The organism is Nonomuraea coxensis DSM 45129 (assembly GCF_019397265.1).
In the GTDB taxonomy this organism is placed as follows: domain Bacteria; phylum Actinomycetota; class Actinomycetes; order Streptosporangiales; family Streptosporangiaceae; genus Nonomuraea; species Nonomuraea coxensis.
On record NZ_CP068985.1, the window covers coordinates 6,752,963 to 6,765,333 of the forward strand.

Here is a 12,371-nt window from a genome sequence, read left to right on the forward strand (position 1 = left end):
CCTCCCCCTGGCAAATGTGTTCGGGCCGATCATAAGGCCCCCGCGAACGGGCAAACTCCGTGGTGGAGCACTCACGACATAAGATGGATGAACGTGAAATTTCTCAATGATGTCCAGCCGCGGCACGACCTGACCTACAGCGACGTGTTCATGGTCCCGTCGCGTTCCGCCGTCGGATCCCGGCTCGCGGTCGACCTGTCCACCAGCGACGGCACGGGCACGACCATCCCCCTCGTGGTGGCGAACATGACCGCGGTCGCCGGCCGCCGCATGGCCGAGACCGTGGCCCGGCGCGGCGGCATCGTCGTCATCCCGCAGGACATCCCCCTGGACGTCGTCGCGAACGTCGTCGCATGGGTGAAGGGCCGCGACCTCGTCCACGACACGCCGCTCACGCTCACCCCGCACGAGACCGTCGGCGAGGCGCTGCACCTGCTGCCCAAGCGGGCGCACGGCGCGGTCATCGTGGTGGACTGGGACAACCGGCCGGTCGGCGTCGTCACAGAGGCCGACTGCCAGGGCGTGGACATGTTCACGCAGCTCTCCCACGTCATGTCCAGCGAGCTGCTGACGCTGCCCGCCGGGCTCGCCCCCCGGGAGGCGTTCGACCGGCTGCACGACGGCCGGCACCGCCTCGCGCCCATCGTGGACGGCGACGGCCGTCTGGTGGGCATCCTCACCCGTACCGGCGCCCTGCGCGCCACCCTCTACCAGCCCGCCGTGGACGACCGGGGACGGCTGCGCGTCGCCGCCGCCGTCGGCGTCAACGGCGACGTGGCCGCCAAGGCGAAGGAGCTGCTGGAGGCCGGCATCGACTGCCTCGTCGTGGACACCGCGCACGGCCACCAGGACAAGATGATCTCGGCGCTGCGGGCCGTGCGGGCGCTCGGCCCCGGGGTGCCCGTCGCGGCGGGGAACGTGGTGACCGCCTCCGGCGTGCGCGACCTCGTCGAGGCCGGGGCCGACATCCTCAAGGTCGGCGTGGGGCCGGGCGCGATGTGCACCACCCGGATGATGACCGGCGTGGGACGGCCCCAGTTCTCCGCCGTGCTGGAGTGCGCCGCCGAGGCCCGCCGCCTGGGCCGGCACGTGTGGGCCGACGGCGGCGTGCGCCACCCGCGCGACGTGGCGCTCGCCCTCGCCGCCGGGGCGTCCAACGTGATGGTCGGGTCGTGGTTCGCGGGGACGTACGAGTCGCCCGGCGACACCCACGTGGACGCCGACGGCCGCAAGTACAAGGAGAACTTCGGCATGGCCTCGGCGCGGGCGGTGCGGCTGCGGACGGCCGAGGACTCGGCGTTCGAGCGGGCCAGGAAGGCGCTGTTCGAGGAGGGCATCTCCACGTCCAGGATGTACCTGGACCCGAAGCGGCCCAGCGTGGAGGACCAGATCGACGCGATCGTGGCCGGGCTGCGGTCGTCGTGCACGTACGCGGGGGCCTCGACGCTGGAGGAGTTCCACGAGCGGGCCGTGGTGGGCCTGCAGAGCTCGTCCGGGTACGCGGAGGGCATGCCGCTGCACACGAGCTGGTGAGCCGTACCCTGGGGGTCAGGTGCGGCGCCAGCCGCCGGCCGCGTGGATGCCGCCGTCGACGTGCACCGTCGTGCCCGTGACGAACCTGGCCAGGTCGCCGGCCAGGAACACCGCCGCCCCCGCCGCCTCCACCGGATCGCCGAGGCGGCCGAGGGGCGGGAGGCGTACGGGCTCGTAGGGGAGGGAGCCGTCGGCGAGCATACGCTCGCGCACGCCCTCCTCGCCCTCGGTGGGCAGGGCGTCGGGCGCGATGGCGTTGACCCGGACGCCGCGCGGCGCCAGCTCCAGCGCCAGCGACCGGGTCAGGCTCTCCACGGCCGCCTTCATGGCCGCGTACACGGCGAAACCCGGCGCCGCCTGGTGCGCCTCGCTCGACGTCACGTTGATGATCGACGAGCCCGGCGCCATCAGCGGCAGCAGCCTGCGGATCATGGCGGTGAGCTGGGTGAAGTTCTCCTCGATCAGCGTACGCTCGCCGCGCGGCGACAGGCTCTCGAACGGGGCGTGGAAGGTGCCGCCCGCGTTGTTGACCAGCACGTCCACCCGCCCCCAGCGCTCGCCCACCGCGCGGGCGAACACCTCCGCCGCCACCGGGTCGCGCACGTCGAGCGTCATGGCCGGCTCCCCGAACGGCGGCTTGTCCCGGTCGCAGACGGCCACGTGCGCGCCGAACGCGGCGAAGGTCTCGGCGACGGCCAGCCCGATGCCTCGCGCTCCGCCGGTGACGACGGCCACGCGGCCGGTGAGCAGGATCGCGTCGGGACTCAGAGCCGCCATGAACGCAGACGATATCCCGAGCGCATAGAGTCGTCGGGTCCGAATCACAACGTCAAGTCGCCGACAGGAGCACTTTCGTGGCACTCGAGAAGCCCGAGATCGACTTCCCCGAGGGCAACCCGCCCCAGGACCTTGAGATCGTCGACCTGGTCGAGGGCGACGGCCCCGAGGCCAAGCCCGGCCACAACGTCCGCGTCCACTACGTCGGCGTGGCCTTCTCCACGGGAGAGGAGTTCGACGCGTCCTGGAACCGGGGGGACGCCTTCGAGTTCCCCCTCGGCGGCGGGCGCGTCATCGCGGGCTGGGATCAGGGCGTCGCCGGGATGAAGGTCGGCGGGCGGCGCAAGCTCGTCATCCCGCCGCACCTGGGCTACGGCAGCCGCGGCGCCGGCGCCGCCATCAAGCCGAACGAGACCCTCATCTTCGTCGTCGACCTGCTCGGCGTCAGGTAGTCCCGCGCTTCCACCGGCCGGCCTGCCCTGATGACGGCCGGCCGGTGGGTGCCCGGTAGGTAGGGAATGTCGGCCGCGTGAGGCACGATAGGCGTGTGCTTCTGATCGACGTGGTCCGAGTTTCCGAGGCGGTGACGCGCACGTCCGCCCGACTGGGCAAGATCGCGCATCTGGCGGAGCTGCTGGGCAGGGTCGGCCCCGACGAGGCGGAGATCGCGATCTCCTACCTGTCGGGCGAGCTGCCCCAGCGCCAGGTAGGCGTCGGCTGGCGCACCCTGGAGGACATCCCGCCGCCCAAGCTCGTCGCCACCGCCACCCTGACCACGGTCGACGCGCTGCTGACCAGGATCAAGGCCGTGTCGGGCCCCGGCTCCCAGGCGGCCCGCAAGGCGCTGGTGAGCGAGCTGTTCGCCGGGCTGACCAGCCAGGAGCAGCAGTTCGTCCGCCGCCTGCTCCACGGCGAGCTGCGGCAGGGCGCGCTCGACGGCGTCATGATCGAGGCGGTCGCCAAGGCGTCCGGGGCCCCGTCCGCCGATGTCCGGCGGGCGCTGACGCTGCGCGGCTGGCTGCCCGCGGTCGGCGCGGCCGCGCTGAGCGGCGGCGTGGAGGCGCTGCGCGCCTTCCGGCTGGAGGTCGGGCGGCCGGTCTCCCCCATGCTGGCCGGCAGCGTCCCCAACGTCGCCGCCGCCCTGGACAAGGCGGGCGCGCCCGCGGCGCTGGAGTGGAAGCTCGACGGCATCCGGGTGCAGGCCCACCGGTCCGGCGAGGAGGTCCGGGTCTTCACCCGCACCCTCGACGACATCACCGCGCAGGTTCCCGAGCTGGTCGAGGCCGTGCTGGCGATGCCGTCGGACGACCTGGTGCTCGACGGCGAGGTGATCGCGCTGCGTCCGGACGGCCGCCCGCACCCGTTCCAGGTGACCGCCGCGCGGGTCTCCAGCAAGCTCAACGTCGAGCGGTTGCGCGAGCAGACCCCGCTCAGCGTGTTCTTCTTCGACGCGCTGCGCGCCGGCGGCGACGACCTCCTCGACCTCCCCTACGCCGAACGCCAGGAAGCGCTCTCCCGCACCGTCCCGCCGACCCTGCTGACGCCGCGCCTGGTGACGGGCGACGTGGCGGAGGCCGAGCGGTTCTTCACCGACGTGGTCAAGGCCGGGCACGAGGGCCTGGTGGTGAAGGCGCTGTCGTCGCCGTACGCGGCCGGGCGGCGCGGCGCGGGCTGGATCAAGGTCAAACCGCGGCACACGCTCGACCTGGTGGTGCTGGCCGCCGAGTGGGGCCACGGCCGGCGCGAGGGCAAGCTGTCCAACCTGCACCTGGGGGCGCGCGACCCGGAGGGCGGGTTCGTGATGCTCGGCAAGACGTTCAAGGGCCTGACGGACGAGCTGCTGTCCTGGCAGACCGAACGCTTCCTGGAGCTGGCCGAGGGACCGACGGACGACTGGACGGTGCGGCTCCGCCCCGAGCTGGTCGTGGAGATCGCCTTCGACGGAGTGCAGCGCTCGCCCCGCTACCCGGGCGGGATGGCGCTGCGGTTCGCGCGGGTGCTGCGCTACCGGCCGGACAAGCGCGTGGAGGACGCCGACACCGTGGACACGGTCCGCTCCCTCATGATCTGACCTCCGCGCACCGCACCCCCTGAGCCTCCCGCCGGGGCCCGGGTCTTGTCGCCGGGCCCTGGGCGGCTGGCTTGCCCGCACCGGCGGCCGGGGCCTTCGAGGACCCTTTCGCTCTTCTCGCCCGATCTTCTCGTTTGCTCTTTCCCGGGACCCTGACTCGGGCCTGGAGTTTCACCGCAGCGGCCTTTTCCTCATCAGGGACAGCAGCCTGTTCGCCCTGATCAAGCCCTCTTTTTGCGATCAAGGCGCAGCGATCGGCATTTCTGCGCAATGAAGAGATCAATGGCAGCTGATGCGATCTTGAGATCAAAGTGAGATATGTCACTAGATCTCATATTATGTTGTCTTTACTAGCTGTTTGTCCCGTATGTTCGTCCTCACCGCGCGGCATCCCCCGCCGCGCCGACGGAAACGGCCACCGTACGCCCCCACCCCCGCCCGGCCCGGCCTTTCCCTCCCCTATCCCCTAGCCAGGACCGTGGTTTACCTTGGGCCAGCACTCCAACAAACCGTTCCTCGCCGGCAAGCGCCGCTGGACCGCCGTCGCAGCGGGTGCCGCCGTCATCGCCACCGCCTCGGCCTCCGCGTACGCGGCACTCGCCAACGACGACTCCTCCAAGCGCACGGTGACCGCCGCCAAGTCCGCCGCCAAGAGCGGCACACCCTCGGCGAAGACCGCGAACGAGGCGGGCCGCCAGTCGAGCCCGAAGCCCCTCCCCCCGGCTCCGGAGCCGCCGGCCGCCTCCCACCCGAACCCCACGACCCCCGCCCCACAGGCCACGACTTCAGAAGGCGCCTCGGCACAGGGCACGACGACAGACGGAGCGTCGCCGCAGGCTACGACGGCGAGCGAGGCCGGCAGCAAGACCGCCCGGTCCTCCGCCGACGCCGAGCCGGCCAAGCCCGTGGCCAAGAAGCGCAAGGCGAAGGTCATCTCCTCCGGCACCTGCGGCGCCTCGTACTACGACGAGCCCCAGATGACCGCCAGCGGCGAGCGCTTCGACCCGTCCGCCATGACGGCCGCCCACAAGACCCTCCCCCTGGGCAGCAAGGTCCGGGTGATCAACCCGAACAACGGCGAGTCGGTCACCGTACGCATCAACGACCGCGGCCCGTACATCGGCGGCCGCTGTCTCGATCTGTCCGCCGCCGCCTTCTCCGCCATCGGCAACACGAACGCCGGCGTCATGCGCGTGCGCTATCAGGTCCTGGCCCGCTGACCCCGTTGGCCGCCGGAGCGGGCTCCGGCTATTTGACCAGGCGGACGGTCAGCGGGTAGCGGTAGTCGCCCTCGGTCAGGGAGTTGACGCCCGCGACGATCGAGAGGACGAACGCCGCCACCCAGATCACGGGCAGCAGCACCACGCCGATGATCGTGAACGGGAGCAGGATCGTCGCCCCGACCACCGTCAGCTGGAAGTTGAGCGCCTCCACCGCGTGCCGCCGGATGTAGGGCGACGTCTTCCCGGCGGCGAGCAGCAGGATGAGCGGGCCGACGATCGGGAAGCCCAGGGCCAGGAGCAGGTGGCCGGCCGCGGCGCCGAGGCGTTCGTTGCCCTCCACGGCCCCCGCCGGCCGCGAGGGACAGGCCGGGGCCGGTCGCGGAGCGAGCCGCGGCACCGCCTGCGTGCCGTACAGCTCGGTCATGATGGGCATCAGGTCGCCGTGGGTGCGCGCCGTCATCGCCCGCTCAAGCCGGTCGTCGAATTCGAGCTTGTCGAACCGGCCCTCCGCGTACGCCGCCTTGACGTGCTCGACCACATGCTCCCGGTCCTGGTGGGTGACGCGCAGGTGAGCTGGCGGCACCTCTCCCGGCCCGGGGGTTGTCGGTACCCCCGCCATAGTCGCCATGCCTCTCCTTCGGTAATCGGTGATGTCTTCCATACTGCGTCGCCGAGCGGCCGGAGGCCATCAGGAGAAACCCGGAGCTGTCCCCGAGATCACCCCTTGAAAAGATCATTTCCCTTACGCGCGAAAGCGCCAGACGATATAAAAAGGACCTATGAGATGGCGAGACCGGTATGGCCTTCGTCGATGGCGCGGCCCGAAGGTCGCCAAGTTCGACCGTGAAGCGACAGACGCCGACATCGAGGCGCTGATCGCATTCGCCCGTTCCCGGCGCGGCGTCGAGTTCTACGTCGAGCCGGAAACGTTCGCCACTGACACGACCGCCGTGGCCGTCGCCGACGACGGCGAGTGGACCAGGCGCCGGGTCGGGGCTCCCGCGGTGATTCACAAGGTCGCCCGCGACCTGGCCCTGCCGGTGTACGACGTCCAGCTCACCGGATATCCGCCCCGGATGAGGGCATTCAACGAACGGCGCCGCCGCGAAGAAGGCTCCCTCTAGTCATCCCCCCTGGTTGCTCGCCGCCAGCCACTCCCTTCTGGTTGCTCGCCTCCGGTTGCTCGCCTCCGGTTGCTCGCCGCCAGCCACTCCCTTCTGGTTGCTCGCCGCCAGTCGCTCCCCTCCGGTCACTCCCCTCCGGTTGCTCGCCTCCGGATGCTCGCCTCCGGTTGCTCGGTCCATCGCTCGGTGCGGTTTTCGCGGCATGCAGGCTCGGAGATCGGCGGCCTTTCCGTGAGGTGTTTGGGCGTGGGCTCGGTTGTTGCGGGCGTTTGTTCTTCCCCTGTTGCTCGTCGTACGCGCGAAGGCTCAGCCTCCGGGGACCGGGGTCTCGTCGTCCAGCAGGAGGCCCGACAAGGGCAGGAGCCAGCCCGCGTGGGCGGCGCCCATGGCGGCGTCCAGCTCGGCGGGGGTCGGCATGCGGTCGCGCAGGATCGCGGGTGAGAGCAGGTTCTGCACCGCGTGCATGAGCAGGTTGGCCATCGAGTAGCCCGGGTCGACGGCCAGGGCGCGTTCGAGAGCGACGGTGGCCAGGACGCTGTCACCCGACCGCCAGGCGGCCATGGCGAGCAAGGACGCGGCGGGCGGCGCGAAGCGCGGCTCCAGACGGCGGGTCAGGTCTTTCCACAGCCCCACGTGGGACTCGTGCATGAGCGTCCACGCTTCGTCGCGGATCCGGACGAGCGTGAGGTCGAGGCCCAGCCGGGCGGCCTCCCGGTCGGTGAGCCGGCCGCCCTCCTCATGGGTCGCCAGGGCTTCGCGGACGCGGGCCAGGCCCTCCGCGACGAAGCCGCGGGTGAAGGCGTCAAGGTTGGTGGCCGCCGCCAGCGCGGCCTTCACCTCGTCGGCCGCGTCGGACGTGGCGCGGCGCATCGCCAGCCGGACCGGGCCCGTGGCCGGGGCGAGGGTGCGTTCGAGGGTTTCGCGATCGGGGAGGGCGACCAGGCCGTGCACCGTGGCCTCGGCGGCGATGCGGCTGCTTCCTGGGTCGTACGGAGTGCCCTCGGCTGGGCAGCAGGAGGGGACGGCGCAGACGTAGGACCAGTAGCGGCCTTCGTGGGCGCGCAGTGCCTCCCCTACGCGGACGCCTGCCCCCGCCGCCACCCGTCTGACCGCGTCCACGGCGGGGGTGACGGACTCTCCAGGGCCGTAGCCGATGGCGACCATCTCGGTGACGTTCGCCCGTCCGAACAGGGGCTCCAGGCCGTCGAGGGTGCCCGGGGGCAGGGGGAGGTCCCAGCGGACCACCATCGTGGCCCGGCCGTGCTCCAGGCCCACCACGACGAGGCTGGCGGAGGGGTGGAAGCCGACGAGGTAGGGGACGGCGGCCAGGATGTCGGCCGGACTGGTGAGGGCGAGGAAGGGGGAGGGCGAGGGTGAGGGTGGGGTGGGGCCGGAGGCGGAGGTCGAGGAAGAGGAGAAGGGGGGTGGGGGCGGGGAGATGTTGGTCGTCATGGACCGTTAGGGTGCCCGGCGGCGTGGGGGCGGGATGAGCCGAAAGCGGTTCTGGGGATAAGCGTGCGGGCAGCGGCTCACCCTGTGGACAACGCCCCCATGAGTGACGGCGATCGGGGACGTCAAATGGCGGCGCGGTGGGTGCCAGTCAGAGGATGCCGCAATCCGTGCGGGTCAGGGGTGGTGGGGTGGGTGCGGGTCAAGGGTGGTGGGGTGGGTGCGGGTCAGGGGTGGTAGGGGTGATGTGGGTGCGGACCAGGAGGGCGGCGCCGGCTACTGCGGCGGGCATGGCGATCACCGCCACGAACGGCACCAGGAACAGGACGAACACCGCCACCCCGAACCCCAGCGTGACGCCCAGGTTGGCGCGCAGCAGCCGGAAGCGTTCCTTGCGCGCCACGCCCCGCCGCTCCAGCGCCAGCGTCGTGAGCTCGACGGTCAGGAAGAAGCCGGACACCGCCGCCCCGAGCACGGGCACCACGGTCTGCCCCAGCACCGGTACGAACCCCAGCACGAACAGCGGCAGCGTGAACAGCAGCACGTAGAAGAGCGTGACGAGGCTGTCCCTGATCGAGCGCGGCAGGGTGCGCCACCACGGCTGCTCGTTCTCGTCGTCCAGGGGGTCGGCCGCCGCCGACAGCCGCTCGTAGAACGGCTCCCCGATGGCGAGCGTGACCGCCGTGAACGTCACCACGGCCAGCGCCAGCCCGCCGAGGAACAGCACGATCCCGACCAGGGTGCGGAAGGCCGCCTGCCAGCTCCAGCTGTCGGCGAACGGGGTCAGGAACTCGGCCAGCTCGAACGCGTACGTGCCCAGGAAGATCAGCGCGACCACGTAGCCGGCGAACGCGATGAACGCGGGGATCAGCCCGAACCCCCACCACCGGCCGTTCCTGGCCACCCAGCCGAACCCCTTGAGGAAGAAGCCGATACCGGCCGAGAAGTCGCGCAATGATCGCATGTCCGGCAGGCTAGCGCCAGAACGCCGTCACCGCGTATCCGAGGTCGGCGAGCAGGTCGCGCAGCAGCGGCAGCGACAGGCCGAGCACGTTGCCGTGGTCGCCCTCGATGCCCTCGACGAACCAGCCGCCGCGCCCCTCGATGCTGAACGCCCCGGCGAGCCCGAGCGGTTCGCCGGTGGCGGCGTAGGCGGCGATCTCCTCGTCGGACGGCTGCCCGAAGCGCACCACGGTGGTCGCCACCTCGGCGGCCTGCCGTCCGGCGGCGACGTCGATGACGCAGTGGCCGGTCACGAGGCGCCCGGTGCGGCCGCGCATGAGCCGCCACCGCTCGACGACCTCCTCCTCGGAGGCCGGCTTGCCGTAGGCTCGGCCGTCGAGCTCCAGGATGGAGTCGCAGCCGATGACCACGCCCTGGTCGAGCCCGCCCGCGACGGCTTCGGCCTTGGCCCTCGCCAGCACGAGGCTGAGCGCGGCCGGGCTGTGCGCGGAGTAGGCGTCCTCGTCGACCCCGCTGACGATCACCTTGGGGTCGAGGCCGGCGTTGCGCAGCAGGGCCAGGCGGGCGGGCGAGGCGGAGGCCAGAACGATCACCGGACAAGCCTACCGGTCGCCATCGGGGTCACCAGTCGGGAAGGGACGTTCCGGGCAGTCCGCCGTAGATGCCGGGACGGCCGGGGCCGGGGCCGAAGATGTGGTCGAGCAGTTCGTCGAGGAGTTCGCGGCGCCGCTCCGGCAGGGCGGCGCGCTCGCGTTCGAGGTCGTCGACCAGGGCGTCGGCGTCGAGGTGGCGGCCGTTCGCCCGGGTGGCCAGCAGGTACATCACCATGGGGGCCACGAGCGGCAGCAGCTTCATCATGGCGCCGGTGTCGACGCCGAACAGCCGGCCGAGCCCGGTCGCCGCGACCTCGGTGCCCTGCCCGCCGAGCACGTGGCCGAGGATGCTGTGGCCGTCGCGGGTGAGCGAGGCGACGTCGCCGTCGAAGGGGTCGGCGTCGACGTGGTCCTCCAGCGCGCCGGCCAGGGCGTCGGCCCCGTCGGGGTACTGCACGTTGCGGGCGAGGCCGCCGATGACGATGCCGGTGACGGCCTGGATGACGTCGCGCGCCTTGTCCTCGTCGGTGCCGAGCATGGCGGCCGTCTGCGCCAGGCCCGGCCGCCCGAGCTGTTCGAGCAGTTGCTGGTCGAGGAGTTCGTCGTACGGCGTCACGGCTCTCCTCCGATCCTCGGCGCTCGAAGGCTCCTGACGCTACAGGTTCCCGTGACGTCGCCAGGCAACGCCCGCTTTGTGCTAATTCTCGGGAAAGTCAGGAGGTGACGCCGGCCTTCGACTGGCTGGTCAGGCCGGCCGCGGCGTAGGCGTCGGCCTCGTCCAGCGTCTCGTGCTCCAGCAGCGCGGCCACGATCGCGTCCAGCTTGTCGCGGTTGTCGCTGAGCACCTGGACCGCGCGCTCGTAGCACTGCTCCACGATGCGCCGCGCCTCCTCGTCGACGGTGGCGAGGGTGGCGGCGCTGGCCTGCGGCTGCGAGCCGTCGTTGGGCAGGATCGTCAGCGGGCCGACCTTCTCCGACATGCCCCAGCGGCCCACCATGCCCCGGGCGATCATGGTGACCTGTTCGAGGTCGTTCTCGGCGCCGGTGGTGATGACGCCGAAGACGACCTGCTCGGCCGCCATGCCGCCGAGCGCGCCGGTGATGCGGCCACGGAGGTACTGCTCGTCGTAGGCGTAGCGGTCGGTGTCAGGGGTGGACAGCGTCACGCCGAGCGCGCGCCCGCGCGGGATGATCGAGATCTTCCTGACCGGGTCGGCGCCCGGCTGGAGCATGCCGAGCAGCGCGTGACCGGCCTCGTGGAAGGCGGTGCGGGTGCGCTCCTCCTCCGGCATCACGATGCTGCGGGCCGCGCCGAGCTGCAGCTTCTCCAGCGCGTCGGTGAAGTCGGACCTGGTGACCTTCTCCTTGCCGCGCTTGGCGGCGAGCAGGGCGGACTCGTTGACGAGGTTGGCCAGGTCGGCGCCGGTCATGCCGGGCGTGGTCTTGGCGAGCTGGTCGAGGCTGACCTCGGGGTCCAGCGGGACGCCACGGGTGTGCACGCCGAGGATCGCGGTGCGCCCGGCGGCGTCCGGCAGCCCCACCTGCACGGTGCGGTCGAACCGGCCGGGGCGCAGCAGCGCGGGGTCGAGGATCTCGGGACGGTTGGTGGCGCCGATGACGATGACGCCCTCGGCCCCGGAGAAGCCGTCCATCTCGGTGAGGATCTGGTTGAGCGTCTGCTCGCGCTCGTCGTGGCCGCCGATGCCGCCCGCGCCGCCCCTGGCCCGGCCGATGGCGTCGATCTCGTCGATGAACACGATCGACGGCGCCACCTTGCGCGCCTCCTCGAACAGGTCACGCACGCGCGAGGCGCCCACGCCGACGATCATCTCGATGAACTCGGAGGCGGAGGCCGAGAAGTAGGGCACCTTGGCCTCGCCCGCGACGGCCCTGGCCAGCAGCGTCTTGCCGGTGCCGGGCGGGCCGGCGAGCAGCACGCCCTTGGGCAGCTTGGCGCCGAGCCTGCGGTATTTGCCGGGGTCCTTGAGGTAGTCGACGATCTCGACCAGCTCGTTCTCGACCTCGTCAATGCCGGCGACGTCGTCGAAGGTGACCCGCACCTGCCCGGCCTCGACCGGCTTGGCCGCCTTGGACTTGCCGAGCCCGCCGAGCCCGCCGCCGCCCATCATGCTGGCGCCGCGCCGCATGATCCAGATCCACAGGCCGGCCAGCAGCAGCACGGGCAGCAGCGACAGCAGCAGGTTGGAGAAGAAGCCGCGGGTGAGGGGCTTGGAGGTGATCTCGACCTGGCCGCTGCGGAGCTGCTGGTCGAGCTGGTCGGTGTTGGCGAAGGCGGGGATCTCGGTGGAGAACCTCGTGTACGTCTCGCCGCCGTCGGGGTTCTTCGCCGGGTTCCTCAGGTCGCCCTCGACGGACAGGCCCTGGGCGAAGATGTCCTTGACGTTCTTGGCCTCGACCTGGCTGGTGAACTCGGTGTACGAGATGGTCTCGACCGACTCGTTGTCCACGAACGACGACACGACGAAGAAGGCGGCGTACACGACCAGCAGCGTGACGACGAACCGCCACCAGTTGATCTTGGGCCGGCCGCCGGGCGTGCCGGGCAGGCCCTCAGACCGCCAGGGCGGCTTGCCCTTGCCCTTGCCTGGTGCCGACGGCGGTCCAGAGCGTTCCACGG

12 protein-coding genes are annotated in these 12,371 nt (G+C 71.6%); 5 read left to right on the forward strand and 7 right to left on the reverse strand.

The window, feature by feature from the left end:
- The first annotated feature begins 93 nt into the window (after positions 1 to 93).
- Positions 94 to 1,533: a GuaB1 family IMP dehydrogenase-related protein gene (locus tag Nocox_RS31595; RefSeq protein WP_026214616.1), complete on the forward strand. Its 1,440-nt coding sequence runs from the start codon at positions 94 to 96 to the stop codon at positions 1,531 to 1,533.
- Between the two features lie 15 nt (positions 1,534 to 1,548).
- Here the strand turns inward: Nocox_RS31595 and Nocox_RS31600 are convergent, their stop codons facing one another.
- Positions 1,549 to 2,310 carry an SDR family NAD(P)-dependent oxidoreductase gene (locus tag Nocox_RS31600; RefSeq protein WP_020544557.1) on the reverse strand — a complete coding sequence of 254 codons (762 nt, stop codon included), beginning with the start codon at positions 2,308 to 2,310 and terminating at the stop codon, positions 1,549 to 1,551.
- 77 nt (positions 2,311 to 2,387) lie between these two features.
- On the opposite strand from Nocox_RS31600, the gene Nocox_RS31605 reads away from it, so the two are divergent.
- The 3 genes from Nocox_RS31605 (at position 2,388) to Nocox_RS43810 (ending at position 5,601) form a co-directional block, all read left to right on the forward strand.
- Positions 2,388 to 2,762 (forward strand): FKBP-type peptidyl-prolyl cis-trans isomerase, encoded by a 375-nt coding sequence (locus Nocox_RS31605; protein WP_020544556.1) that lies wholly within the window; start codon positions 2,388 to 2,390, stop codon positions 2,760 to 2,762.
- Positions 2,763 to 2,857: 95 nt separating this feature from the next.
- Complete coding sequence (locus tag Nocox_RS31610; protein WP_020544555.1) at positions 2,858 to 4,381, forward strand: ATP-dependent DNA ligase; 1,524 nt, start codon at positions 2,858 to 2,860, stop codon at positions 4,379 to 4,381.
- A gap of 488 nt (positions 4,382 to 4,869) precedes the next feature.
- Positions 4,870 to 5,601 carry a septal ring lytic transglycosylase RlpA family protein gene (locus tag Nocox_RS43810; RefSeq protein WP_026214615.1) on the forward strand — a complete coding sequence of 244 codons (732 nt, stop codon included), beginning with the start codon at positions 4,870 to 4,872 and terminating at the stop codon, positions 5,599 to 5,601.
- Positions 5,602 to 5,629: 28 nt separating this feature from the next.
- Here Nocox_RS43810 and Nocox_RS31620 read toward each other — a convergent pair whose 3' ends face one another.
- Positions 5,630 to 6,187 carry a DUF1707 and DUF4870 domain-containing protein gene (locus tag Nocox_RS31620; RefSeq protein ID WP_246649622.1) on the reverse strand — a complete coding sequence of 186 codons (558 nt, stop codon included), beginning with the start codon at positions 6,185 to 6,187 and terminating at the stop codon, positions 5,630 to 5,632.
- A gap of 196 nt (positions 6,188 to 6,383) precedes the next feature.
- Here Nocox_RS31620 and Nocox_RS31625 point away from each other — a divergent pair, with 196 nt between their 5' ends.
- Complete coding sequence (locus tag Nocox_RS31625) at positions 6,384 to 6,728, forward strand: hypothetical protein (protein ID WP_020544551.1); 345 nt, start codon at positions 6,384 to 6,386, stop codon at positions 6,726 to 6,728.
- Between the two features lie 306 nt (positions 6,729 to 7,034).
- Here Nocox_RS31625 and Nocox_RS31630 read toward each other — a convergent pair whose 3' ends face one another.
- The 5 genes from Nocox_RS31630 to ftsH all read right to left on the reverse strand — a co-directional run bounded on the left by Nocox_RS31630 (position 7,035) and on the right by ftsH (position 12,369).
- Positions 7,035 to 8,180, reverse strand: coding sequence for a DUF4192 domain-containing protein (locus Nocox_RS31630; RefSeq protein WP_084685740.1), 1,146 nt, complete (start codon positions 8,178 to 8,180; stop codon positions 7,035 to 7,037).
- Positions 8,181 to 8,379: 199 nt separating this feature from the next.
- Complete coding sequence (locus tag Nocox_RS31635) at positions 8,380 to 9,141, reverse strand: EI24 domain-containing protein (RefSeq protein ID WP_051112622.1); 762 nt, start codon at positions 9,139 to 9,141, stop codon at positions 8,380 to 8,382.
- A 10-nt stretch (positions 9,142 to 9,151) separates the two neighbouring features.
- Positions 9,152 to 9,733: a Maf family protein gene (locus Nocox_RS31640; RefSeq protein ID WP_020544548.1), complete on the reverse strand. Its 582-nt coding sequence runs from the start codon at positions 9,731 to 9,733 to the stop codon at positions 9,152 to 9,154.
- Positions 9,734 to 9,761: 28 nt separating this feature from the next.
- Positions 9,762 to 10,349: a DUF937 domain-containing protein gene (locus Nocox_RS31645; protein WP_020544547.1), complete on the reverse strand. Its 588-nt coding sequence runs from the start codon at positions 10,347 to 10,349 to the stop codon at positions 9,762 to 9,764.
- Positions 10,350 to 10,446: 97 nt separating this feature from the next.
- Positions 10,447 to 12,369 (reverse strand): ATP-dependent zinc metalloprotease FtsH, encoded by a 1,923-nt coding sequence (gene ftsH / locus Nocox_RS31650; RefSeq protein WP_020544546.1) that lies wholly within the window; start codon positions 12,367 to 12,369, stop codon positions 10,447 to 10,449.
- Positions 12,370 to 12,371: the final 2 nt, after the last annotated feature.